This is a genomic window from Georgenia wangjunii, assembly GCF_036421975.1.
Classification (GTDB): Bacteria; Actinomycetota; Actinomycetes; order Actinomycetales; family Actinomycetaceae; genus Georgenia_A; species Georgenia_A wangjunii.
Map to the genome: position 1 here is coordinate 37,953 of NZ_JAZGON010000009.1, position 23,056 is coordinate 61,008.

Genomic DNA, 23,056 nt, shown 5'->3' on the forward strand with positions numbered 1-23,056 from the left:
ACCATGCGATTCCTCGACTACGCCCCGGCCCCCGAGTCGACCGCCGTCCTCGACCTGCGCACCAGCTACGGCCTCTTCATCGACGGCGAGTTCGTCGACGGCCACGGCGAGGCGTTCACGACGATCTCGCCCGCCACGGAGGCGCCCATCGCCGAGATCGCCGCCGCGAACGCCCACGACGTCGACCTCGCCGTCGCCGCCGCGCGCCGGGCGTACGAGCGCACGTGGCGCACCATGAGCGGCGCGGACCGCGGCAAGTACCTGTTCCGCATCGCGCGGCTCGTCCAGGAACGGGCACGCGAGCTCGCCGTCGCCGAGAGCCTCGACAACGGCAAGCCCATCAAGGAGAGCCGCGACGTCGACGTCCCGCTCGTCGCCGCGTGGTTCTTCTACTACGCGGGCTGGGCCGACAAGCTCGACCACGCGGGCCTCGGCCCCGACCCCCGCGCGCTCGGCGTCGCGGCGCAGGTCATCCCGTGGAACTTCCCGCTCCTCATGCTCGCGTGGAAGATCGCGCCGGCGCTCGCGGCCGGCAACACGGTGGTGCTCAAGCCCGCCGAGACGACCCCGCTCACCGCGCTCCTCTTCGCCGAGATCCTCCAGCAGGCGGACCTGCCCCCGGGCGTCGTCAACATCATCAGCGGGGCGGGGGCGACGGGGGAGGCGCTCGTCAACCACGACGACGTCGACAAGGTCGCCTTCACCGGCTCGACCGCCGTCGGGCGCGCGATCGCCCGCTCGGTGGCGGGCACGCAGAAGAAGCTCACGCTCGAGCTCGGCGGCAAGGCCGCGAACATCGTCTTCGACGACGCCCCCATCGACCAGGCGGTCGAGGGGATCGTCAACGGGATCTTCTTCAACCAGGGCCACGTGTGCTGCGCCGGCAGCCGTCTCCTCGTCCAGGAGAACATCCACGACGACGTCGTCGCCCGGCTCAAGGACCGGCTCTCGACGCTGCGCCTCGGGGACCCCCTCGACAAGAACACCGACATCGGCGCCGTCAACTCGCGCGCGCAGCTCGAGCGGATCCGCACCCTCTCCGACATCGGTGAGGCGGAGGGCGCCGAGCGGTGGACCGCCAGCTGCGCCATCCCCGAGAACGGGTTCTGGTTCGCGCCGACGATCTTCACCGGTGTCGCGACGAGCCACCGCATCGCGCGTGACGAGGTCTTCGGGCCCGTCCTGTCGGTGCTCACCTTCCGCACCCCCGACGAGGCGGTGGCCAAGGCGAACAACACGCCCTACGGGCTGTCCGCCGGCATCTGGAGCGACAAGGGCAGCCGCATCCTCGCCGTCGCCGACCGGCTGCGTGCCGGCGTCGTGTGGGCGAACACGTTCAACCGGTTCGACCCGGCCTCGCCGTTCGGCGGGTACAAGGAGTCCGGCTACGGCCGCGAGGGCGGCCGGCACGGGCTGGCGGCCTACCTCAGCACGGGAACCGCCGCGCTCCCCGAGGCGACCGTGCGCACGACCTCCCCGACGAAGGGCGCCAAGTGATGTCGAGGCTGACGATCCCCAAGACCTACAAGCTCTACATCGGGGGGACGTTCCCCCGCAGCGAGAGCGGGCGCACGTACGAGGTGCGTACCCGTGCGGGCGACTTCCTCGCCAACGCCGCCCAGGCGAGCCGCAAGGACGCCCGGGACGCGGTCGTCGCCGCGCGCAAGGCCGTGGCCGGGTGGTCCGGGGCGACGGCGTACAACCGCGGGCAGGTCCTCTACCGGATCGCCGAGCTCCTTGAGGGCCGGCGCGAGCAGTTCGCCGCCGAGCTCGTCGCCGTCCAGGGGGTCAGCGCCGAGGAGGCCGCGGCCGAGGTCGACGCGGCCGTCGACCTGTGGGTCTGGTACGCCGGGTGGGCGGACAAGTACGTCCAGGTCGCCGGGAACGCCAACCCCGTGAGCGGCCCGTACTTCAACATCTCGAGCCCGGAGCCGACGGGCGTCGTGGCGGTGGTCGCGCCCCAGCGCTCGGCGCTGCTCGGGCTCGTCTCCGTCGTCGCGCCGGCGCTGGTGGCCGGCAACACCGTCGTCGTCGTCGCCGCGCAGGACGCCCCGCTCAGCGCCATCAGCCTGAGCGAGGTCCTCGCGACGAGCGACGTGCCGGGCGGGGTCGTCAACGTCCTCACCGGCTCGCCCGGGGAGATCGCGCCGTGGCTCGCGTCGCACGCCGACGTCAACGCCCTCGACCTCACCGGCGCGGGCGACCTCGACTGGGTGGACCTCAAGATCGCCGCCGCCGAGACGCTCAAGCGCGTCCTCGACCCCGAGCCCGGGGTCCCGGCCCGTTCGCTGGCGCGGATCACGATGCTCACGGAGACCAAGACGGTCTGGCACCCCAAGGGGATGCTGTGAGCGTGCGTCCCGTAGCCTCGCGGGGATGAGCCAGGTACGGGTCGAGACCGACCGTCGCGACGCCGCGCTGCCCGCACCCGCCAGAGGCCTGCGGGCCGCCGGCTGGGCGGTGCACCTCTACACCGCGAGCGGGACCGTGCTCGCCCTCCTCGCGATCATCGCGGCCGTCGAGGGCGAGGCCGTCCGGGCGCTGTGGATCCTGCTCGCCGCCCTCGTCATCGACGGCACGGACGGCATGCTCGCGCGCCGCCTGCGGGTCAAGGAGACGATCCCCGGTTTCGACGGCGCGCGCCTGGACGACATCGTCGACTACATCACCTACGTGCTCGTACCCGTCATCCTCCTGTGGGCGGGCGGCTACCTCCCGGAGGGGGCGTGGGGGACGGCCCTCGCCGCCGTCCCGCTCCTCGCCTCGAGCTACCAGTTCTGCCGCACCGACGCCAAGACCGAGGACCACTACTTCCTCGGCTTCCCGAGCTACTGGAACGTCGTCGCCTTCTACGTCGTCGTGCTGGACCTGCCTGTCGTCGTCACGGCCGTCGTCATCCTCGCGTGCGCCGTGCTCGTCTTCGTGCCCGTCAAGTACGTCTACCCCTCGCGGACGAACGCCTTCCGGGCGCTCAACGTCGCCCTGGCCGCGGCCTGGATCGTGCTCTACGCCGTCGTCCTCGCTGGCTTCCCCGAACCGCACCCCGCCGCGGTCGGGCTCTCCCTCGCCTACGTCGCCTACTACGCCGTCGTGAGCGTCTACCTCACGCTCGCGGGCCGTCGGGCTCGGGCAGGCGCGCGGCCGTGAGGTGCCGCTCGTACTGGTCGAGGACGTCGTCGACGATCTGGGTGTGCGCGGAGCCCATGACGTCGTACCCGGAGGCGTCCTCACCGAGCCGCACCTCGAGCCGGTAGTACGTGTCGTCCCCGCGCGGCAGGCTGGGCGCGTACACCGGGAGCGGGACCTCGCGCAGGCGGACCCGGTAGCGGAACGGGTCCGTGCCTGCGGGGTCCGCGACGAGCTGGACGGCGGGGACGCCCTCGTCCGTGACCCGGTAGGCCTGCGCCGCGACGTCCCGGTCGTGCAGCTCGCGGGCCGCCTCCGCGAGTGCAGGCGCGGCCACGTCCTCGAGGAACTCGCGGGCGCGCGCCTCCTGGGGGAAGGCGATAGCCCGGCCCAGACGCATCCAGCGGCTCCGGGTACCGCGGGTGCCAGCGCGCGCCCGCGTGCCCGGCGGACGGCCGGGGCTGCCCTCGGCGCGGGCCGGGGCGCTCTCCGTCTCGACCTTGAGCGCACGGTGGAGCCCCACCATGACGAGCACCATGACGAACGCGAACGGCAGGCCCATGATGATCGTCGCGTTCTGGAGCGCCGGCACGCCGCCGACGACGAGCATGGCCGCGGTGAGGACACCGGTCGCCAGCGCCCAGAAGATACGCACGCCGCTGCGGGCGTCGTCCCGCGGGGACCTCAGCCGTGAGGAGAGGTTGGCCATGACGAGCGCGCCCGAGTCCGCCGAGGTGACGTAGAAGAGGAGCCCGACGAACGTTGCGATCGAGGCGACGAGCGGGAACGCGGGGTACTCCATGAGGAGGGTGTAGAACCCGCGCTCCGGGGTGTTCATCGCGAGCTGCCCGAAGGCGGCGTTGCCGTTGCGGATGGCCTCGATCGCGCTGTTACCGAAGATCGAGACCCACATGAGGATGTAGCTGAAGGGGATGAGCAGGGTCCCGACGACGAACTGGCGGATCGTCCTGCCGCGCGAGATCCGGGCGAGGAACAAGCCGACGAACGAGGCCCAGGCGATCCACCAGGCCCAGAAGAAGAGCGTCCAGCCGCTGAGCCACTCCACCGGCCGCTCGAACGCGAACGTCTCCATCGTCAGCCCGGGGAAGGAGCTGACGTAGTCACCGACGTTGAGCACGAGCGCGTTGAGCAGGAACGCGGTGTCGCCCGTGACGAGGAGGAAGCCCGCGAGGCCGATGGCGAGGATGACGTTGAGCTGCGAGAGGCGCTTGATGCCCCGGTCGATGCCGCTCACCGCGGAGACCGTCGCGACGAGGACGGCCAGCGCGATGAGCCCGATCTGCGCGGCGCGCCCCTCGGGGATGCCGAAGAGGACGTCGAGGCCGAAGTTGAGCTGGACGACGCCGATCCCGAGCGACGTCGCGACCCCGAAGATCGTCCCGAGCACCGCCGCGAGGTCGACGGTGTCACCGAGCGCCCCGTGGATGCGCTTGCCGACGATGGGGTAGAGCGCGGACCGGACGGCGAGCGGCAGGTTCATCCGGTAGGCGAAGTAGGCCAGCGCCATCCCCATGAGGGCGTACATGCCCCATCCGCTGATCCCGTAGTGGAACAGCGTCCAGACGGTGGCCTCGCGCGCCGCCGCCGCCGTCTGGCCCTCGCCGACCGGCGGGGCGAGGTACTGCGTGACCGGCTCGGCGACCGCGAAGAACATGAGGTCGGTGCCGATGCCCGCCGCGAAGAGCATCGAGGCCCACGCGAACGTGCTGAACTGCGGCTCCGAGTGCGCCGGGCCGAGCCTGATGCGCCCGTAACGGGACAGGCCGATGCTGATGACGAAGACGAGGACGACGGTGGCGAAGAGGATGTAGAACCAGCCGAACCACTGCGAGGTCCACCCGACGAGCGCGCCGATGGTCTCCGCGGCCGACCCCGGGGCGAGGATCGCCCAGAGCGCGATGGAGACGACGCCCGCCGCGGCGCCGTAGAACACCGGCGGTCGGATCCGGGCCGGTGGTGCTGCCTGGGCGGCGTCGGCGACGGCAGCGTCGGTCCGGTCTTCCATGGGCTCCCCTGTGTCGGCCGTGCTCCGGACCGGAGGCTACAGCTCGACCTTGCCCATGTCCGCCTCGAGGCGCTTCCCGGTGACCTTCGCCTTGACGAGGTTGGCCACCTGCGTGACCTTGGCGCCGGGGGAGTCCCAGTACTCCGCGGACTCGGCGCTGACGTGGAGGAGGACGTTGCCGGGGTCGTCCGGCCCACCCGTGAGCCAGGCGTCCGTGAAGGTGTCCCACAGCTCGGCGAGCTTCGCCTCGTCGTCGACGACGCGCGCGGTGCCGGAGACCGAGACCCACGTCGAGCCGTCGACGTACGCGACGTTGACGGCCGGGCTGGCGGTGACGTCGGAGACGACCGAGGAGTGGCGCTCGACGATGAAGTAGACGTCGCCGTCGAACTCGACCTGCTGCGGTGCGAGCGGGCGCGAGCGGAGACCGCCTTCGACCGAGGTCGTCGTCACCATCGCGACGTGGATGCCTGTGATGAGCTCGCTGACCTTGGCCCGTCCGTCCGTGTCCGTCATCGTCGCGCTCCTTCTGGTCCGTGGGAGGCCGGGTCGCGTGGCGCTGGCCCGGTCTTCGGCGTTCACGCTAGGTCGGCGCCCGGGGACCCGCCACCCCACGGCGGACAGGTACCGGAGATGTTCTGCTGGCAGCACAATTGACGTGTTTCCGCTCACTATCATCCATGTGCCCGCGACCATGGCGTACATTCATTGCAGGGAGCGCAAGGTTGCAAATCGGGCGGTGATCGTCCGGCGCCCTGCACTCCCATCGCGCACGCGGGGTTCACCCGGAGATCGTCGACGGAAGGCACCCTATGGGCGCGCACTCAGCTCGAGAACGACCGACCACGAGGCGTAGCTCCGTGCGACGGCGCGCAGGTGCAGGGGCCCTCGCCGTCGCCGGGGCGCTCCTCCTCACCGGCCTGGGGCAGGGCGCTCTGGTCGCGGTCGCGGCCGAGGCGCCCGTGGGACTGGGCACCGCAGTGAGCTACTCCGTCCTCGGCGGCGAGACCGTGACGAGCACAGGTGCGACCGTCCTCGACCGCGACCTCGGCGTGAGCCCGGGCACCGCGATCGTCGGGTTCCCCCCGGGCATCGTCGGTGGAGCACTGCATGCGGGCGACGCGCACGCCGCACAGGCGAAGGCCGACCTCGTCATCGCCTACGACGACGCGGCCTCGCGCGGGCCGGCGACGTCCGTCAGCGGCGACCTCGTCGGGCGGACACTGACGGCCGGGGTCTACGGCTCGACGAGCACGCTCGCCCTCGGCGGGACGCTGACGCTCGACGGGCAGGGTGACCCGAGCTCCGTCTTCGTCTTCCAGGTCGCCTCCGCGCTGACGACAGCGACGTCGAGCGACGTCGTGCTCGTCAACGGCGCCCTGGCCTGCAACGTGTACTGGCAGGTCGGCAGCTCCGCGACGCTCGGCACCGGCTCCACCTTCGTCGGCAGCATCCTCGCGCTGACCTCCGTCACCGCGAACACCGGTGCCGTCATCGACGGACGCCTGCTCGCACGCAACGGCCAGGTGTCGCTCGACGCGAACGTCGTCCGTGCGCCGGGCTGCGAGCCCGCGCTCCCGACCGACGAGCCGACCGAGGACCCGACCGACGAGCCGACCGAGGACCCGACCGACGAGCCGACCGAGGACCCGACCGACGAGCCGACGGTCGTCCCGACCGACGAGCCGACCGAGGAGCCGACGGTCGCCCCGACCGACGAGCCGACGGACGTCCCGACCGACGAGACCACTGAGCCGACGGACGTGCCGACGGAGGCCACAGATGTCCCGACAGAGGCGACCGATGTCCCCACCGACGGTGTGACGCCGCCGACCGACGGACCGAGCACGCCGACCGGGTTGGCCGTCCCGCCCACGGACACCGCGACGCCGGGGATCGACACGCCCACGGACAGCAGCATCTTCCGCGGACCGGGCACGCCGGGAACCCCCGGGACCCCCGGGACGCCGGTCGTCCCCGGCACGCCCGGGAACCCCGACCTGCCGCGCACGGGCCTCGACCTGCCTGTCGCCGCGCTCGCCGGTTCGGCGGGGCTCCTGCTCGCCGGCCTCCTGCTCGTCAGGCGCGCCCGGCTGAGCTAGTCACGGACGTACCACCAGGGGCGGGACCGGCATCGCGCCGGCCCCGCCCCTCGGTCGTGCTAGAGGCCGACGGCGCCCGCGACGTCGGCCCGGATCGCCGCCAGCCGCTGCCCGGCGGCCACGCGGGCGGCAGGGACGGCCTCGACGGTCGAGACCGGGAGGACGACCTCGAGGTAGCACTTGAGCTTCGGCTCGGTGCCGCTCGGACGGATGATGACGCGGTCGTCGGCCGCGGTGAGGTAGAGCAGCCCGTCCGTCGGCGGGAGGCCGTCGTAGCCCTCGGCGAGGTCGACCGTACGAACGACCGGGGACCCGGCCAGCGTCGTCGGGCCGGCCGTGCGCAGCCGTGCCATCGCGGCACCGATGAGGCTGAGGTCCGCCACCCGCACGGACAGCGGCGCGGTCGCGTGCAGCCCGTGCCGCACGGCGAGGTCGTCGAGCGCGTGGTCGAGGGTGCGACCGCGCTCGCGCAGGAGCGCGGCGAGCATGGCGACCCGGACCGCGGCGCTGATCCCGTCCTTGTCGCGCACGGAGGCCGGGTCGACGCAGTAGCCGAGGGCCTCCTCGTACCCGAAGACGAGTCCCTCCTCGCGGCTGATCCACTTGAAGCCGGTGAGCGTCGTCCGGTGCTCGAGCCCGTGCGCCGCGGCGATGCGGGCGAGCAGCCTGGAGGAGACGACCGAGCTGGCAAGGACGCCGGTGCCCGTCATCGCTCCCACCGTCGCGGCCTGCTGGCCCAGGAGCGCCCCCACCTCGTCGCCGGTCAGCTGGCGCCAGCCGGTGGAGGCGTCGCCGTCGGGGACGGCGACCGAGCACCGGTCCGCGTCGGGGTCGTTGGCGATGATGAGGTCCGCCTCGACGCGCCGCGCGAGGTCCATGGCGAGGTCGAGCGCGCCCGGCTCCTCGGGGTTGGGGAACGCGACCGTGGGGAAGTCCGGGTCCGGCTCGGCCTGCTCGGGCACGAGGTGGACGTCGGTGAAGCCCGCGCGGCGCAGCGCCTCGAGCGCGGTCGCCCCGCCCACGCCGTGCAGCGGCGTGAGGACGATGCGCAGGGCGGCGACCGACTGGTTCGCCGGGACGAGGGACGCGACCCGGGTGAGGTACTCCTCGACGAGGCCGCCGGAGAGCACGTCCCACCCGCCGTCGGCCATGCGGACCTCGCGCAGCGGGCCCACCGCGGCGATCCGGGCGGCGATCTCGGCGTCCTGCGGGGGGACGATCTGCGCGCCGCGCCCGCTGCCGGGCACGACGCGCCCGCCGAGGTAGACCTTGTAGCCGTTGTCCTGCGGCGGGTTGTGGCTCGCGGTCACCATGACGCCCGCGTCGGCGTCGAGGCGGCGCACCGCGAAGGCGAGCACGGGCGTGGGCAGGGGTGAGGGGAGGAGCAGCGCCTTGCCGCCGGCCGCGGTGACGACGGCGGCCGTGTCCCGGGCGAACTGCTCGGAGTTGTGGCGGGCGTCGTAGCCGATGACGACGCGGAACGGGTCGGTGCCGACCTGCTCGGCGAGGAACGCGCTGAGCCCGGCCGCGGTGCGGATGACGACGACGCGGTTCATCCGGTTCGGCCCGCCCCCGAGCGCGCCCCGGAGACCTGCCGTGCCGAACTCGAGCGGGCCGGAGAACCGGTCCGCGAGCTCGGCCCGCGCCGCGGCGACGTCACCGGCCGACGGCCCGTCCGCGTCGTCCGGCGTGGGTTGCGCCGTCGCCGCGGCGAGGAGCTCGGCGAGCTCGGTGGCCGTGCGGGGGTCGGGGTCCTCGTCGATCCAGGACTGGACGGCGTCGGCGTTCATCGGGGCACGGGCCTCTCTGGGTGGGGTGCTGGGGTCATGGTCGCCCGCCGTCACATCGCGCGGACGATCGCGGCGAGGAGCTCGCTCACGCGCGGCCCGGCCGCACGCCCGGCGGCGAGCACCTCGGTGTGGGAGAGCGCCTCGGGGGAGATCCCGGCCGCCGGGTTGGTGACGAGCGAGAGGCCGAGGACCTCGAGGCCGACGTGGCGGGCCGCGATGGCCTCGAGCGCCGTCGACATCCCGACGAGGTCGCCGCCGAGGACGCGGGCCATCCGCACCTCGGCGGGCGTCTCGTAGTGGGGACCGGGGAACTGGACGTACACGCCCTCGGGCAGCGAGGGGTCGACGGCGCGGGCCACGTCGCGCAACCGCGCGGAGTACAGGTCCGTGAGGTCGACGAACGTCGCGCCCTCGAGCGGCGAGGTGCCCGTGAGGTTGATGTGGTCGGAGATGAGCACCGGCGTGCCGGCAGGCCACGCCGGGTCGAGCCCGCCGCAGCCGTTCGTCAGGACGAGGGCGCGCGCGCCGGCCGCGGCGGCCACGCGGACCCCGTGCGCGACGGCGCGCACGCCGCGGCCCTCGTAGTAGTGGGTGCGGGCGCCGAGGACGAGCGCGTGCCGGGGCTCGCCGTCGCCGTCGTCGGCGATGCGCACCGAGCGGACCGTCCCCGCGTGCCCGACGACGACGGAGGGGTGGAAGCCGGGCAGCTCCGCCGCGGGGACCTCGGCGACGGTCGCGCCGAGCAGGTCCGCGGCCCCGCCCCAGCCGGACCCGAGGACGAGCGCGACGTCGTGCCGGGCGACCCCGGTGAGCTCGGCGAGGCGCTGCGCGGCCGCGGCGGCCAGCTCGAACGGGTCGCTGCGGGCGGTGTCAGGACCGGTGGCTGCGCTCATGCGCCTGACGCTACCCGGCCGGGCAGGTCGGTGCGCAGCCCCGCGTCGGGGACGGCACAATGCCAGGGGTGAGCACCCAACAGCCGCCCGCAGCCGCATCCACCCCCCAGGCGCCGGCGCCCCGCCCCGCCCCGGTCGAGGGCCGGCGCGCCCAGGAGGCCGCCGGACCGTCGCCCGTGCGTGAGGGCAGCCGCGTCGTCATCCTCGGCGGCGGGCCCGGCGGCTACGAGGCGGCGCTCGTGGCCGCCCAGCTCGGCGCACGGGCCACGGTCGTCGAGCGCCAGGGCATCGGCGGCTCCGCCGTCCTCACCGACGTCGTGCCGTCGAAGACGCTCATCGCGACCGCCGAGTGGATGACGATCGCGGACTCCGCAGCCGAGCTCGGCATCACCGCCGACGGCGGCACGGACGGCGAGGTCGGTGGGCTCAGGGTCGACCTCCGCGTCGTCAACGAGCGGGTCGTCGAGCTCGCCGCGCGCCAGTCGCGCGACATCCACGCCCGCCTCGAGCGCGAGGGCATCGAGGTCATCGACGGCGAGGGCCGGCTCGACGGGGGCCTCGGCAGCGACGGGACGCGCCACGTGCTCGTCCGCACGGCCGACGGCGGAGAGCGCCGGCTCACCGCCGACGTCACCCTCGTCGCGACCGGCGCCGTGCCCCGCGTCCTGCCCGACGCCCAGCCCGACGGCGAGCGCATCCTCACGTGGGCGCAGATGTACTCCCTCACCGCGCTGCCCGACCACCTCGTCGTCGTCGGGTCCGGCGTCACCGGCGCGGAGTTCGCCGGCGCGTACAACGCCCTCGGCGTGCCCGTCACCCTCGTCTCGAGCCGTGACCGTGTGCTCCCGGGGGAGGACGAGGACGCCGCCGAGCTCATCGAGAGCGTGTTCCGCAGCCGCGGGATGACCGTCCTGTCCCGCTCGCGCGCTGCCGCCGTGCGCCGCACGGGCGACGTCGTCGAGGTCGAGCTCGAGGACGGCCGCGTCGTCGAGGCCTCCCACTGCCTCGTCGCGGTCGGGGGCGTGCCGAGCACGGCCGGCCTCGGGCTCGAGGAGGCCGGGGTGGCCGTCGCCGACTCCGGGCACATCCAGGTGGACCGCGTCTCGCGGACGACGGCGCTACGGATCTACGCGGCCGGCGACTGCACCGGCGTCCTGCCCCTGGCCTCGGTGGCGGCGATGCAGGGCCGGATCGCCATGTGGCACGCGCTCGGGGACGCCGTCGCGCCGCTCGACCGCTCCGCCGTCGCGGCGAACATCTTCACGGCCCCGGAGATCGCGACGATCGGCGTCACGCAGGCCGACGTCGAGGAGGGGCGCGTCGACGGGACGGTCACGCGCCTGCCGCTCGGCCGCAACCCGCGGGCGAAGATGCTCGGCATCCGCGAGGGCTTCGTCAAGGTCATCGCCGACACCTCCTCCGGCGTCGTCATCGGCGGTGTCGTCGTCGCCCCCCGCGCGAGCGAGCTCATCTTCCCGCTCGCCGTCGCCGTGACGCAGCGGCTCACCGTCGACCAGCTCGCCAACGTCTTCACCATCTACCCCTCGCTCTCGGGGTCCATCGCCGAGGCAGCGCGCACGCTCCACCTGCGCGAGCAGTAGCGGGACGCCCGGCGCGGCCGGCCGGCGCCCTCTACCCTCGAGGGGTGATCGATCATCCCTCGCACGCCCTGCCGGACCTCGCCGGCGCCGACGTCGTCGAGCTCGCCCGCGCGCTGTGCGACATCCCGTCCGTCTCCGGCGACGAGCGTGCCGTCGCCGACGCCGTCGAGGCGGCGCTCGCCCCGCTGCCGCACCTCGAGGTCCTGCGCGACGGGGACGCCGTCGTCGCCCGCACCCGGCTGGGACGGGAGCGCCGTGCCGTCGTCGCCGGCCACCTCGACACGGTCCCCATCAAGGACAACGTGCCGGCCGAGCTCCGCACCGTCGACGGCGCGGAGGTCCTGTGGGGGCGGGGCAGCGTCGACATGAAGGCGGGCGTCGCCGTCGCGCTCCACCTCGCCGCCGCGCTGCGCGAGCCAGCGTGGGACGTCACGTGGGTCTTCTACGACCACGAGGAGGTCGACGCGGCGCTCAACGGGCTCGGGCGCCTCGCCCGCCGTCACCCCGACTGGCTCGCGGGCGACTTCGCCGTCCTCGGCGAGCCGAGCCGCGCGGGGATCGAGGGTGGCTGCAACGGCACGCTGCGCGCGAGCGTGCGCACGTCCGGCCGGGCGGCGCACTCGGCCCGCGCCTGGCGGGGGGAGAACGCCATCCACGCCGCCGCCGACGTCCTGGCCCGGCTGAGCGCGTACGTGCCGGCGCAGGTCGAGGTGGACGGCCTCGTCTACCGCGAGGGCCTCAACGCCGTCGGCATCACGGGCGGCATCGCGACGAACGTCATCCCCGACGCGTGCACCGTCACCGTCAACTACCGGTTCGCGCCGTCCCGCACGCCCGCGCAGGCCGAGGCGCACGTGCGCGAGGTGTTCGCCGGCCACGAGGTCGAGGTCACCGACCTGGCCGCGGGTGCCCGGCCCGGGCTCGACGACCCCGCCGTCGCGGACTTCGTGCGCGCCGTGGGTGCGGTGACGGGCGGGGCGCCCGGGCCGAAGTACGGGTGGACGGACGTCGCCCGGTTCAGCGAGCTCGGCATCCCGGCCGTCAACTTCGGCCCGGGGGACCCGTCCCTCGCGCACGCCGACGACGAGCACTGCCCGACCGACCACATACGAGCGTGCGCCACCGCCCTGGCGGCGTGGCTCACCGGAGGGACGAACGCATGAGCGAGATCCACAACGGCCGGCGCGGGGACGTCTACCGCAAGGGGCCCGTCTCCCTGCGGGGCGACCAGATCCCCGAGCAGACGACCGACGAGAGCCTCCTGGCGAAGAAGTACGGTGCCGACTGGGTCCACGACGACCCGTGGCGGGTCCTGCGCATCCAGAGCGAGTTCGTCGAGGGCTTCGGCGCGCTCGCCGAGCTCGGCCCGGCCGTCAGCGTCTTCGGCTCGGCCCGCACCCCGCGCGAGGCGCCCGAGTACGCCCTCGGGGTGGAGGTGGGACGCCGCCTCGTCGAGGCCGGCTACGCCGTCATCACCGGCGGCGGGCCCGGCGTCATGGAGGCCGCGAACAAGGGTGCCTGCGACGCCGGCGGGGTCTCCGTGGGCCTCGGCATCGAGCTGCCCTTCGAGCAGGGCATGAACTCCTGGGTCGACCTCGGCGTCAACTTCCGCTACTTCTTCGTGCGCAAGACGATGTTCGTCAAGTACGCCGAGGGGTTCATCGTGCTCCCGGGCGGGTTCGGGACGATGGACGAGCTCTTCGAGGCACTCACCCTCGTCCAGACGCAGAAGGTCAAGTCGTTCCCCCTCGTCCTCATCGGCTCGAGCTTCTGGGGCGGGCTCGTCGACTGGCTCCGGACCTCGATGCTCGCGGCGGGCAACATCTCCGCCGCGGACCTCGACCTCATCCAGGTGGTCGACACCGCCGAGGAGGCCGTCGAGCTCGTCCGGGCGAGCGCGGAGCTGCTCCGGAGCGAGGTCGCGGCGCAGGCGGCCGCGGCTGAAGAGGCGTCCACGTCAGCGCGTTGATCTAAGATGGACCCAGCACGCCGGCGCCGTGGACCCACGGACGGACCGCGCGGGACGACGACGAACGATAGGGGTGCCAGATGGCCGCGATGAAGCCGAGGACCGGGGACGGCCCGATGGAGGTCACCAAGGAGGGGCGCGGCATCGTCATGCGCGTCCCGCTCGAGGGCGGCGGCCGGCTCGTCGTCGAGCTCACCCCGGCCGAGGCCGGTGAGCTGAGCCAGGCGCTCAGCTCCGTCGCGTCCTGACGGGCGGGGACCTCCTCACCCATGCCGATCACTGAGGTCCCGGGCCTGAGCGTGCTCCCCGACGTCGCCGTCGTGGCCGGCTCGCTCGCGCAGGACGGCCCGTGGACCGACGGCGGGTCCGTCCAGGCCGTCGCCGTCGTCGTCGACCCGCCCGCCGAGGGGGAGGACGACGTCCAGCCCCGCCCGGGGACGGTCGACGCGGCCACGCGGTACGGCGTCGACCTCCTCGACCTCGCCCAGCGCGAGGGCCTGCGGGGCAAGGCGGGGGACGTCGCGAGCCTCGACCTCCCGCGCGCCCTCACCGGCGGCCCGGCCCTCAGCTGGGACGGCCTGCCCGCCCGCCTCGTCGTCCTCGGTGTCGGTGACGCGGGCCCGGACGCCATGCGCCGGGCCGGCTCGGCACTCAGCCGCGCGACGCAGGGCCTCACCGGCGTCGTCACCACCGTCGCGCAGAGCGCGGACGCCGCCGGTGTCCGCGCCTTCGTCGAGGGCTTCCTCCTCACCTCCTACCGCGTGCCGCGCACCGCGACGACGGACGCAGCCGGCAAGCCGCCCGCGGAGCGTCTCGTCCTCCTCGGACCCGGCGGTCCCGCCGTCGAGGAGGCGGTCGCCGCCGCGCGCACCGCCGCCGCGGCCACCGTGCTCGCCCGGACGCTCACGGCCACGCCGTCGAGCACGAAGAACCCCCAGTGGGTCGCCGACCAGGCGCTCGCCCTCGCGGCAGGCGTCGACGGCGTGCGCGCCGAGGTCCACGACGAGGAGTGGCTGCGGCGCACCGGCCTCGAGTGCCTCCTCGCCGTCGGGTCCGGCTCGGCGACGCCCCCGCGCCTCGTCACCGTCACGTACACCCCGGCGCGGGCGACGGCGGCGACGCGGACCGTCGCGCTCGTCGGCAAGGGCATCACGTACGACACGGGCGGTATCTCGATCAAGCCGCGCGACGCGATGATCCCCATGAAGACGGACATGGCCGGCGCCGCCGTCGTCCTCGCTGCCGTGCTCGCGGCGGCGCAGAAGAGGCTCCCGCACCGGGTCGTCGCCGTCCTCCCGCTCGCCGAGAACGCCATGGGCGCGGGGTCGTACCGCCCCGGTGACGTCCTGCGGGCCGTGGACGGCACGACCGTCGAGGTGACGAACACCGACGCCGAGGGCCGCCTCGTCCTCGCCGACGCGATCGCGTGGGTGCGGGCGACGCACGACCCCGACGTCGTCGTCGACGTCGCGACGCTCACCGGTGCCGCGACGCTCGGCCTCGGGCGCACGCACGCCGCCCTCTACAGCGACGATGACGCCCTCGCGGCGGCGCTGACCGCCGCCGGCGAGGAGAGCGGCGAGCGCGTCTGGCGCATGCCCCTCGTCGAGGAGTACCGCGCCTCGCTCGCCTCCGACGTCGCGGACCTGTGCCACCAGAGCACCGACCCTCACATCAGCGGCGGGTCGATCACCGCGGCGCTCTTCCTCCAGCACTTCGCCCGCGGCAGCGCGTGGGCGCACCTCGACATCGCCGGAGCGGCGCGCTCGCCGAAGGCGCGCCACGAGATCCCCGAGGGCGCAACGGGCTACGGCGCGCGCCTGCTCCTGCGCTGGCTCGACTCGCTCGCCTGAACGTAGCCCCCCGAGCGCAGCGGCCCCCCCGCCGCTCGCCCGACCGTCCCGGGCTAGCGGCGGACGGCGACGAGGAGCCCGTCGCCGACGGGGAGCAGGGCGGTGACGAGGCGCTCGTCCTCCCGGACGGCCCGCCCGAGCTCCCGCATGGCGACGGTCGGCTCGTCGCGGCGTGCCGGGTCCGCGACCCGGTCGTGCCAGAGCGCGCCCGGCACGGCGAGCAGGCCGCCGGGCCGCAGCATCCGCACCGCCTGCGCGACGCACTCGGTGGCCTCGGCCGGGTCTCCGTCGACGAGGACGACGTCGTAGGCGGCGTCGGCCAGCCGCGGCAGGACGTCGAGCGCCCGGCCGGAGATGAGGCGGGTGCGGGCGGGGCGTACCCCGGCCGCGGTGAAGGCCTCACGGGCGGCGCGCTGGTGCTCCACCTCGACGTCGATCGTCGTCAGCACGCCGTCGGTGCGCATGCCCCCGAGCAGCCACAGCCCGCTCACCCCCGTCCCCGTGCCGATCTCGGCGACGGCGTGGGCGCCGACCGCCGCGCTCAGCGCACGGAGCGTGGCGCCGGTGCCGGGGGTGACGGCCCCGCACCCGAGCTCCTCGGCGCGGTCCCGGGCCTCACGCATGATGTCGTCCTCGGGGACGAACTCCTCGGTGTACGCCCAGCTCTGGGCCTTGTCGGCAGCGATGGTGGGCCTCCGTGGTGGTGCGCCGGTGATGGGCAGTGCTCGTGGCGATCGTAGCGCCGTGCGGCGCTCTCAGGCGGCACTCAGGTGACGTCCGTAGGGTTGAGGTCCAGAACGGACCGAGGAGCCCCGCATGGACGACCCCCGCCACCCGACTCCCGAGTGGGTCGCGCCGTCGTGGGAGGAGATCGTGCGGGAGAACTCCGGGCGGGTGTACCGCCTCGCCTACCGGTTGACGGGGAACCGCGCCGACGCGGAGGACCTCACGCAGGAGACCTTCATCCGCGTCTTCCGGTCCCTGTCGAGCTACCGCCCCGGGTCCTTCGAGGGCTGGATGCACCGCATCACGACGAACCTCTTCCTCGACATGGTCCGCAAGCGCTCCCGCGCGCGGCTCACGCACCTCGGTGAGCACGCCGAGGCGGTCCCGGCCGCGCACGAGCAGGCCGACCTCCACCGGCGCTTCGAGCACAGCAACCTGGACCCGGACATCCAGGCCGCGCTCGACGCCCTGCCGCCGCGGTACCGCGTCGCGGTCGTCCTGTGCGACATCGAGGGGTTGTCCTACGAGGAGATCGGGCAGACCCTCGGCATCAAGATGGGCACCGTGCGCTCGCGGATCCATCGCGGACGCGCCCTGCTCCGCGAGTCGCTCGCCCACCTGCGGCCGTCGGTGCCGCTCGCCGATTCGCACGTCCCGGGCGCGCTCGCGGGACCGGGGCGGGGTGAGGCCTCATGAGCCACCTCGGACGCCGGCTCAGCGCGCTCGCCGACGGCCAGCTCTCCGCCGCCGAGACGGACCAGGCCCTCGCGCACGTCGCAGGCTGCCCGGACTGCGCCGGCGAGCTCCGCGCCGAGCGTCTCGCCCGCCGTGCGCTGGCCCAGTCGTGCGACGAGCACCCGAGCGCGGACCTCACCGCCCGCCTCCTCGCCCTCCCGGGGGCGCCGCCCCCGCCCACCCCGCGCGCCTGGCCCCGCCGCGCCGTGCTCGCCTCCGCCGGGGTGCTGGGTGCGTCGGCGGTGGCCCTCGGCGGTCTCGTCGTCGTCGGGAGCGTGCAGGACCCGCGTGCCGACCCCCACGCCATGCTCACCTCGGTCGCCGGGGAGGCGGGCTCCAGCCCCGAGGGGCTGACGGAGTCCCCCGGCGAGCCCTCCACCGAGGAGGTCCTCGCGTGGATGCGCGAGCACGGGTGGAGCGCGCCGGAGTCGCTGCCCGCGGGGATGCGCGTCGTCGACGTCCAGGTCCACGGGGTGGAGGGCGGGGACGTCCTCGAGGTCGAGCTCGCCGGGTCGATGGCGCACGTGCGCCTGCTCGAGCACCGCGGACGGCTCGACGTCGAGCAGACCTCGGGCGTGCGCGAGATGGGCGCCCACGCGCACGTCCTGCCCACCGGCACCGGGCCGGTCGTCATGCAGGGCGCCGCGGCCGTCGTCGTCGTCACCGCGGCCGAGGACGAGGCGGTCGCCGAGCAGATCCTGCGGTCCATCCCCGCGGAGCCCTACGACACCTCCCTCGGTGCCCGGCTCGAGCGCGGCTGGGACACCGCGGTGGGATGGGTCTCGCCGTGAGTACCGTCGCGGCGCCACGCACGCAAGGATGGGGCCATGACTGATCGCCGCGAGGACCCCGAGGGCTGGCCGGGTGCGGGCCCGCAGACACGGCCGTGGTGGCAGGCCCCGCCCACGCCGGCCGCCCCCTCGGGCGCGTCCGACGGGGGGCGCGCCGCGCCCGACGACGCACGCCCCGCTCCCGCCTACGGGCGGACGGCCCCCGACTACGGGCGGACGGCCCCCGACTACGGGCCCGCACCGACGCCGGGGCCCGAGCCGTACCACCGGCAGGTGGGGCCGGGTGCCCCCGTGCCGGGGGTGACGGCGCCCGGTGCCGGTACGCCGGCCCCGTCGCCCTCCGCGGGCCCCGCCGCCCAGCCGGTCGCGCCGCGCTGGCCGACGGAGCCGGGCGAGGGGTGGCCCGCCGGTTCCGGCGAGGCCCGGCCCGGCGACCGGCGGGCCGGTGACTCGTGGACGGACCCGCAACCCGCCGGCGGGCGGGACCGGGACGGCGTCGGCGGCGCCCTGCCGTGGTCCCGGCCGGGTGGTGGCGCCGTCGGCGGCCCAGCGCTCGGTGCCCCGGGCGCAGGGGGCCGGCCGGGCGGCTGGCAGCCCGGTGCGCCCGGGGACGACGCGCCGGACGGCGGACGCGGTGACGACGGACGCGGTGGGCGACGGCGGGTGAGCCTGGGCGTCACGGTCCTCCTCGTCGTGCTGGCGCTCCTCGTCGGCGTCATCGCCGGCGCCGTCGGGGGGCGAGAGGTGTTCGCCACCTCCAACCTGCCCTCGGCGGGCTCCGGGGCGAGCAGCGGCCGCGCTCCGGACAGCGTCGCGGGCATCGCCGCGACCGCCCTGGAGAGCACGGTCTTCATCCAGACCCGGACGGGGAGCACCGGCTCGTCGGGAAGCGGGATGGTGCTGCGCGAGGACGGCTACATCATCACGAACAACCACGTCATCGCCCCGGCCGCCGTTGACGGCGGGCAGGTGCTCGTCACGTTCTCCGACGGCACGGAGGAGCTCGCCGAGATCGTCGGGCGCACCGCCGACTACGACCTCGCCGTCCTGCGCGTCGACCGTGAGGGCCTCACCCCCCTCGTCCTCGCCGAGTCGGACGCCGTCGTCGTCGGTGACCCCGTCGTCGCCATCGGGGCCCCGCTCGGGCTCGAGGGCACGGTGACGAGCGGGATCGTCTCGGCGCTCAACCGCCCCGTCGAGGCCGGCGGCAGCGACGACACCTCCTTCATCAACGCGATCCAGACCGACGCCGCCATCAACCCCGGCAACTCGGGCGGGCCCCTCGTCGGGGTCTCCGGAGAGGTCATCGGGATCAACACGGCCATCGCGCAGGCGGCGGGCCGTACGACGGGCAGCATCGGCCTCGGCTTCGCGATCCCCTCCAACCAGGTGCGCCGGACCGCGGAGCAGATCATCGAGACGGGGACGGCCACCTACCCGGTCATCGGGGTCGCGCTCGACACGCGCTACTCGGGCGTGGGCGTCCAGGTCATCTCCGCCGACGCGCCGGACGCCCCGGCGGTGACGCCCGGCGGGCCCGGCGACGAGGCCGGCATCGACCCGGGCGACGTCATCACCCACATCGACGGTCAGCCGGTCACGGCGCCGCAGGAGCTCATCGTCGCGATCCGGGCGCGGGCGCCGGGGGAGAGCGTCGTCCTCACCGTGCGCCGCGGGGACGGCGAGCAGGAGGTCGAGGTCGTCCTCGGGGAGGCGACGAGCGAGTAGGGCGTCGCCGCTCCGCGGGCGGCTCGCGGCGCGCCTATGCTGGGGCGGTGCCGATCAGTGGGTCAGAGGCGGTCGTCCTCCTCATCATCGCCCTCATCGTCGTCGGCCCCGAACGGCTGCCGGTGTACGCCCAGCAGCTCGCCCGGCTCGCCCGCGAGCTGAAGAAGATGGCCACCGGCGCCCAGGAGCGCGTGCGCACCGAGCTCGGCGACGAGTTCGCGGACCTCGACCTCGCCGCGTTCGACCCGCGCCAGTACGACCCGCGCCGGATCGTGCGTGAGGCGTTCATGGAGGACGACGCCGGGCACACGGCCTCGAGCTCGCGCAGCGCGGCCGGCACGCTCGGCAGGAAGCCGGCCGGGGGCACGCCCGGACGGACCGCGGCCGGCGCGGGAGCGGGAGCGGCGGGCACGGCTGCCGGCGCGGGAGCGCCGGGCGCGGCCTGGCGCGGGCCGGGCGCGACCCGGGCGGCCGGCGCAAGCGCGCCCGTCACCGGCGCGACCGGGCCCGCACCGACCCCGTTCGACGACGAGGCCACCTGACGCACGCCCCCCGGCAGGGGATCGCACCCCGGACTCCAGGGGGTGATCCGCTCCGGAGCCGACCGCGCCCGGGCGGGGCGGGTCAGACGGGGCTGAGGCCGAGCGAGCGGCCCGCGAGGCCGCGGGAGCGGCGGGACAGGCCGCGCGAGACCTCGCGCAGCGCCGTCGCGGCGGGCGAGTCGCCGTCACCGAGGACGAGCGGCACGCCGGAGTCCCCGCCCTCGCGCAGCGCGATCTCGATCGGCACCTGGCCGAGGAGCGGCACGTCGTAGCCGAGGCCCTCGGTGAGGCGCTCGCTCACCTTCTGCCCGCCGCCGGAGCCGAAGATCTCGAGGCGGGAGCCGTCCGCCTGCTCGAGCCAGGACATGTTCTCGATGACGCCGACGACCTTCTGGCGGGTCTGGGAGGCGAGGGCGCCCGCACGCTCGGCGACCTCGGCGGCCGCGGTCTGGGGCGTCGTGACGACGAGCAGCTCGGCGCCCGGCAGGAGCTGGGCGACGGAGATCGCGATGTCGCCGGTGCCGGGCGGGAGGTCGAGGAGCAGGACGTCGAGGTCGCCCCAGAAGACGTCGGCGAGGAACTGCTGGAGCGCCCGGTGGAGCATGGGGCCGCGCCACACGACCGGCCGGCCCTCGGGGGTGAACATGCCGATCGAGATGACCTTCACGTCGTGCGCGACCGGCGGCAGGATCATGTCGTCGACCTTCGTCGGCGCGTGCTCGACGCCGAGCATGCGCGGGATCGAGAAGCCGTAGATGTCGGCGTCGACGACGCCCACCTTGAGGCCGTCGGCGGCCATGAGGGCCGCGAGGTTCGCCGTGACGGTGGACTTGCCGACGCCGCCCTTGCCGGACGTGACCGCGTAGACGCGCGTGAGGGAGCCGGGCTCGGAGAAGGGGATGACCGGCTCGGCCGCCCCGCCGCGCAGCTGCGTGCGCAGGGCCTTGCGCTGCTCGTCGCTCATGACACCCATGTCGACGCGCACCTCGGTGACGCCGGGTACCTCTCGCACGGCGGCGGTGACGTCCTTGGTGATCGTCGTCTTGAGCGGGCAGCCCGCCGTCGTGAGGTCGATGCCGACCGTGACCTCGCCGGCGCCGTCGACGTCCACGGAGCGGACCATGCCTAGCTCCGTGATCGGGCGGCGGATCTCCGGGTCGAGGACCGTGTCGAGGGCAGCGGTGAGCGACTCCGTCGTAATGGTCATACGTCCATGGTAGGTCGCGGTGGCGGACCCCCGGTCATGCCGTGAGTCACACCGGCGCCGCCGTCAGCGGCGCCGGTCGCCCTCGCCGGCCCGGTTCCCGCGCTCGTCCTCGTCCGGGTCCTGGAGGTCCTCGAGGAGGCTCCGGAGCTCGGAGCGGACGAAGTCGCGGGTCGCCACCTCGCCGAGCGCCATGCGCAGCGCCGCCATCTCGCGGGCGAGGTACTCGGTGTCCGCGAGGTTGCGCTCCGCCCGCTGCCGGTCCTGCTCCGCCGTCACGCGGTCCCGGTCGTCCTGCCGGTTCTGCGCGAGCAGGATGAGCGGGGCGGCGTAGGAGGCCTGGAGGGAGAGCATGAGCGTGAGCGCGGTGAACCCGAGCTCGGCGCGGTCGAAGCGCAGCGCCTCGGGTCCCCACGTGTTCCAGCTGAGCCACACGATGACGAACCCGGTGAGGTAGAGGAGGAAGCGCGGCGTGCCGGTGAAGCGCGCGATCGCCTCGGAGACGCTCCCGACGGCCTCGGAGTCCAGCCGGGGGCGGCGCCACCGGCGCCGGGGCTCGAGCGGGGTGTCGAGACGGTCAGCCATGGGCACTCCTCGTCATCGCCTCGTCGGTGGCGTCCTCGTCGGCGTCGCGCCAGTCCTCGGGCAGCAGGTGGTCGAGCACGTCGTCGACGCTGATCGCGCCGAGGAGGTGGCGGTCCTCGTCGACGACGGGCAGCGCCGTGAGGTTGTACGTCGCCAGGAGCCGCGTCACCTTGCCGATGTCGTCCTGCGGGTCCACCGGCTCGATGTCCCGGTCGAGGAGGGCGCCGATGAGCCGGTGCGGCGGCTCGCGCAGCGCCCGCTGGATGTGGACGGCCCCGAGCAGCGTGCCGGTCGGGGTCTCGAGCGGCGGGCGCACGACGAAGACCATCGTCGCCAGCGCGGGCGTGACGTCGGGACGGCGCGCCGCCGCGAGGAGGGTGGCCACGGTGGCCTCCGGGGGGAGGATGAGCGGCTCGGTCGTCATGAGCCCGCCCGCCGTGTGCTCGTCGTAGGCGAGGAGCCGGCGCACGTCGTCGGCCTCCTCGGGCTCCATGAGCTCGAGCAGCTCGGCCGCGCGCGCCGTCGGGAGCTCGCTGATGAGGTCGGCCGCGTCGTCGGGCTGCATGACGTCGAGGACGTCCGCCGCGCGCTCGGGGTCGAGCCCCGCGACGATCGCGACCCGGTCCTCCTCGCCGAGCTCCTCGAGGACGTCGGCGAGCCGCTCGTCGCCGAGCTCGTTGGCGACCTCGAGCTGGCGGGCCCCGGGGAGGTCGTGGAGGAAGTCGGCCAGGTCGGCGGGCTTGAGGTCCTCGAGGGTGGCGAGGAGCGCCGCCGCGCCCTGCTGGCTGCTCTCGTCGATGAGCCCGGTGACGTCCCCGACGTCGACGAGGAGCGTCTCGCCCCGCCGCCGGCGCAGGCTGCGGCCCTCGAGGACGCGGCGCACGAACAGCTGGCTCACGACCCAGTCCCGGTTGCGCTGCTGCTCGATCGCGACGTCCTGGACGACGGCCCTCCCCGAGCCGTCGTTGAGGATCACCTCCCGGTCGAGCAGCTCACCGACGGCGAGGGTCTCGGCGGTGCGCTGGGAGAACCTCCGCAGGTTGAGCAGGCCGGTCGAGATGACCGCGCCGGTGTCGATGCTGACGACCCGGCTCAGTGCGAGGAAGACCCGCCGCTTGCCGGGGACCTCGACGACGAGGCCGACGGCGTTCGGGGGTCCCTTCGGACGCAGGAGGACGACGACGTCGTGCACCCGGCCGACGCGGTCACCGAGCGGGTCGAAGACGTCGGTGCCCGCCAGCCGCCCGACGAAGACGCGGGACGGGGGGTTCCGGGTCGGGGAGGTGGTCATGGCCGCCAGCCTAGGTCCCGGCCCGGCCCCGTGCCGACGCAGTGGGCACGTCGGCGCACGCCTGCGCCCTCGCGGGGGGCGGACGTGGCGCCGG

At 74.6% G+C, this 23,056-nt stretch carries 21 protein-coding genes; 13 read left to right on the forward strand and 8 right to left on the reverse strand.

The window, feature by feature from the left end:
• Window positions 1-3 precede the first annotated feature (3 nt).
• From V2J63_RS12840 to V2J63_RS12850, 3 genes are read left to right on the forward strand one after another with little or no spacing between them, the layout of a single operon-like run.
• On the forward strand, window positions 4-1,497 hold the full coding sequence (locus tag V2J63_RS12840) for an aldehyde dehydrogenase family protein (protein WP_331231443.1): 1,494 nt from the start codon (window positions 4-6) through the stop codon (window positions 1,495-1,497).
• A complete protein-coding gene (locus V2J63_RS12845) occupies window positions 1,497-2,351 on the forward strand; it encodes an aldehyde dehydrogenase family protein (RefSeq protein WP_331231444.1) in 855 nt (284 codons plus the stop codon). Before V2J63_RS12840 ends, V2J63_RS12845 begins: the two co-directional genes overlap by 1 nt.
• Before the next feature lie 25 nt (window positions 2,352-2,376).
• Window positions 2,377-3,147 (forward strand): CDP-alcohol phosphatidyltransferase family protein, encoded by a 771-nt coding sequence (locus V2J63_RS12850; RefSeq protein WP_331231445.1) that lies wholly within the window; start codon window positions 2,377-2,379, stop codon window positions 3,145-3,147.
• On the opposite strand, the gene betT is transcribed toward V2J63_RS12850, so the two are convergent.
• The gene (gene betT / locus V2J63_RS12855) at window positions 3,104-5,152 is read right to left on the reverse strand and encodes a choline BCCT transporter BetT (RefSeq protein WP_331231446.1); all 2,049 of its coding nucleotides are present in this window, start codon (window positions 5,150-5,152) and stop codon (window positions 3,104-3,106) included. The two genes, V2J63_RS12850 and betT, sit on opposite strands and share 44 nt — an antisense overlap.
• A gap of 36 nt (window positions 5,153-5,188) precedes the next feature.
• Entirely contained in the window at window positions 5,189-5,668 is a 480-nt protein-coding gene (locus V2J63_RS12860; protein WP_331231447.1) for a pyridoxamine 5'-phosphate oxidase family protein, read from the reverse strand.
• A gap of 344 nt (window positions 5,669-6,012) precedes the next feature.
• Between V2J63_RS12860 and V2J63_RS12865 the strand changes: the two genes are divergently transcribed.
• A complete protein-coding gene (locus V2J63_RS12865; RefSeq protein WP_331231448.1) occupies window positions 6,013-7,254 on the forward strand; it encodes an ice-binding family protein in 1,242 nt (413 codons plus the stop codon).
• Window positions 7,255-7,313: 59 nt separating this feature from the next.
• Here the strand turns inward: V2J63_RS12865 and V2J63_RS12870 are convergent, their stop codons facing one another.
• Both V2J63_RS12870 and V2J63_RS12875 read right to left on the reverse strand, forming a co-directional pair.
• On the reverse strand, window positions 7,314-9,044 hold the full coding sequence (locus V2J63_RS12870; protein WP_331231449.1) for a phospho-sugar mutase: 1,731 nt from the start codon (window positions 9,042-9,044) through the stop codon (window positions 7,314-7,316).
• Window positions 9,045-9,094: 50 nt separating this feature from the next.
• On the reverse strand, window positions 9,095-9,937 hold the full coding sequence (locus V2J63_RS12875; protein WP_331231450.1) for a purine-nucleoside phosphorylase: 843 nt from the start codon (window positions 9,935-9,937) through the stop codon (window positions 9,095-9,097).
• 176 nt (window positions 9,938-10,113) lie between these two features.
• Between V2J63_RS12875 and V2J63_RS12880 the strand changes: the two genes are divergently transcribed.
• From V2J63_RS12880 to V2J63_RS12900, 5 genes are all read left to right on the forward strand, one after another.
• Window positions 10,114-11,538 carry an NAD(P)H-quinone dehydrogenase gene (locus V2J63_RS12880; protein ID WP_331231539.1) on the forward strand — a complete coding sequence of 475 codons (1,425 nt, stop codon included), beginning with the start codon at window positions 10,114-10,116 and terminating at the stop codon, window positions 11,536-11,538.
• Window positions 11,539-11,582: 44 nt separating this feature from the next.
• Window positions 11,583-12,701: a succinyl-diaminopimelate desuccinylase gene (gene dapE, locus V2J63_RS12885; protein WP_331231451.1), complete on the forward strand. Its 1,119-nt coding sequence runs from the start codon at window positions 11,583-11,585 to the stop codon at window positions 12,699-12,701.
• Window positions 12,698-13,507 carry an LOG family protein gene (locus V2J63_RS12890; protein WP_331231452.1) on the forward strand — a complete coding sequence of 270 codons (810 nt, stop codon included), beginning with the start codon at window positions 12,698-12,700 and terminating at the stop codon, window positions 13,505-13,507. The genes dapE and V2J63_RS12890 overlap by 4 nt, the downstream gene beginning before the upstream one ends.
• Window positions 13,508-13,587: 80 nt before the next feature.
• On the forward strand, window positions 13,588-13,755 hold the full coding sequence (locus tag V2J63_RS12895) for a DUF3117 domain-containing protein (protein ID WP_331231453.1): 168 nt from the start codon (window positions 13,588-13,590) through the stop codon (window positions 13,753-13,755).
• A 21-nt stretch (window positions 13,756-13,776) separates the two neighbouring features.
• The gene (locus V2J63_RS12900) at window positions 13,777-15,360 is read left to right on the forward strand and encodes a leucyl aminopeptidase family protein (RefSeq protein WP_331231454.1); all 1,584 of its coding nucleotides are present in this window, start codon (window positions 13,777-13,779) and stop codon (window positions 15,358-15,360) included.
• A 53-nt stretch (window positions 15,361-15,413) separates the two neighbouring features.
• On the opposite strand, the gene V2J63_RS12905 is transcribed toward V2J63_RS12900, so the two are convergent.
• Window positions 15,414-16,046, reverse strand: a complete 633-nt coding sequence (locus V2J63_RS12905) for an O-methyltransferase (RefSeq protein WP_331231540.1) — start codon at window positions 16,044-16,046, stop codon at window positions 15,414-15,416.
• A gap of 130 nt (window positions 16,047-16,176) precedes the next feature.
• On the opposite strand from V2J63_RS12905, the gene sigE reads away from it, so the two are divergent.
• The 4 genes from sigE to V2J63_RS12925 are packed head-to-tail and all read left to right on the forward strand — an operon-like array spanning window position 16,177 to window position 19,882.
• A complete protein-coding gene (sigE, locus tag V2J63_RS12910; protein WP_331231455.1) occupies window positions 16,177-16,782 on the forward strand; it encodes an RNA polymerase sigma factor SigE in 606 nt (201 codons plus the stop codon).
• Complete coding sequence (locus tag V2J63_RS12915) at window positions 16,779-17,612, forward strand: zf-HC2 domain-containing protein (RefSeq protein ID WP_331231456.1); 834 nt, start codon at window positions 16,779-16,781, stop codon at window positions 17,610-17,612. Before sigE ends, V2J63_RS12915 begins: the two co-directional genes overlap by 4 nt.
• Before the next feature lie 36 nt (window positions 17,613-17,648).
• The gene (locus tag V2J63_RS12920) at window positions 17,649-19,340 is read left to right on the forward strand and encodes a S1C family serine protease (RefSeq protein WP_331231457.1); all 1,692 of its coding nucleotides are present in this window, start codon (window positions 17,649-17,651) and stop codon (window positions 19,338-19,340) included.
• A gap of 47 nt (window positions 19,341-19,387) precedes the next feature.
• Complete coding sequence (locus V2J63_RS12925; protein ID WP_331231458.1) at window positions 19,388-19,882, forward strand: twin-arginine translocase TatA/TatE family subunit; 495 nt, start codon at window positions 19,388-19,390, stop codon at window positions 19,880-19,882.
• Window positions 19,883-19,964: 82 nt separating this feature from the next.
• On the opposite strand, the gene V2J63_RS12930 is transcribed toward V2J63_RS12925, so the two are convergent.
• The 3 genes from V2J63_RS12930 to V2J63_RS12940 all read right to left on the reverse strand — a co-directional run bounded on the left by V2J63_RS12930 (window position 19,965) and on the right by V2J63_RS12940 (window position 22,962).
• Window positions 19,965-21,089 (reverse strand): Mrp/NBP35 family ATP-binding protein, encoded by a 1,125-nt coding sequence (locus V2J63_RS12930; RefSeq protein ID WP_331231459.1) that lies wholly within the window; start codon window positions 21,087-21,089, stop codon window positions 19,965-19,967.
• 63 nt (window positions 21,090-21,152) lie between these two features.
• Window positions 21,153-21,671 carry a DUF1003 domain-containing protein gene (locus V2J63_RS12935; protein ID WP_331231460.1) on the reverse strand — a complete coding sequence of 173 codons (519 nt, stop codon included), beginning with the start codon at window positions 21,669-21,671 and terminating at the stop codon, window positions 21,153-21,155.
• Entirely contained in the window at window positions 21,664-22,962 is a 1,299-nt protein-coding gene (locus V2J63_RS12940) for a magnesium transporter MgtE N-terminal domain-containing protein (RefSeq protein ID WP_331231461.1), read from the reverse strand. Before V2J63_RS12940 ends, V2J63_RS12935 begins: the two co-directional genes overlap by 8 nt.
• Window positions 22,963-23,056 lie beyond the last annotated feature (94 nt).

Coding starts and splice junctions, on each gene's coding strand:
- V2J63_RS12840 (WP_331231443.1), top strand. CDS start 4: ATGCGATTCCTCGACTACGCCCCGGCCCCCGAGTCGACCGCCGTCCTC.
- V2J63_RS12845 (WP_331231444.1), top strand. CDS start 1,497: ATGTCGAGGCTGACGATCCCCAAGACCTACAAGCTCTACATCGGGGGG.
- V2J63_RS12850 (WP_331231445.1), top strand. CDS start 2,377: ATGAGCCAGGTACGGGTCGAGACCGACCGTCGCGACGCCGCGCTGCCC.
- betT (WP_331231446.1), bottom strand. CDS start 5,152: ATGGAAGACCGGACCGACGCTGCCGTCGCCGACGCCGCCCAGGCAGCA.
- V2J63_RS12860 (WP_331231447.1), bottom strand. CDS start 5,668: ATGACGGACACGGACGGACGGGCCAAGGTCAGCGAGCTCATCACAGGC.
- V2J63_RS12870 (WP_331231449.1), bottom strand. CDS start 9,044: ATGAACGCCGACGCCGTCCAGTCCTGGATCGACGAGGACCCCGACCCC.
- V2J63_RS12875 (WP_331231450.1), bottom strand. CDS start 9,937: ATGAGCGCAGCCACCGGTCCTGACACCGCCCGCAGCGACCCGTTCGAG.
- V2J63_RS12890 (WP_331231452.1), top strand. CDS start 12,698: ATGAGCGAGATCCACAACGGCCGGCGCGGGGACGTCTACCGCAAGGGG.
- V2J63_RS12895 (WP_331231453.1), top strand. CDS start 13,588: ATGGCCGCGATGAAGCCGAGGACCGGGGACGGCCCGATGGAGGTCACC.
- V2J63_RS12900 (WP_331231454.1), top strand. CDS start 13,777: ATGCCGATCACTGAGGTCCCGGGCCTGAGCGTGCTCCCCGACGTCGCC.
- sigE (WP_331231455.1), top strand. CDS start 16,177: ATGGACGACCCCCGCCACCCGACTCCCGAGTGGGTCGCGCCGTCGTGG.
- V2J63_RS12915 (WP_331231456.1), top strand. CDS start 16,779: ATGAGCCACCTCGGACGCCGGCTCAGCGCGCTCGCCGACGGCCAGCTC.
- V2J63_RS12920 (WP_331231457.1), top strand. CDS start 17,649: ATGACTGATCGCCGCGAGGACCCCGAGGGCTGGCCGGGTGCGGGCCCG.
- V2J63_RS12930 (WP_331231459.1), bottom strand. CDS start 21,089: ATGACCATTACGACGGAGTCGCTCACCGCTGCCCTCGACACGGTCCTC.
- V2J63_RS12935 (WP_331231460.1), bottom strand. CDS start 21,671: ATGGCTGACCGTCTCGACACCCCGCTCGAGCCCCGGCGCCGGTGGCGC.
- V2J63_RS12940 (WP_331231461.1), bottom strand. CDS start 22,962: ATGACCACCTCCCCGACCCGGAACCCCCCGTCCCGCGTCTTCGTCGGG.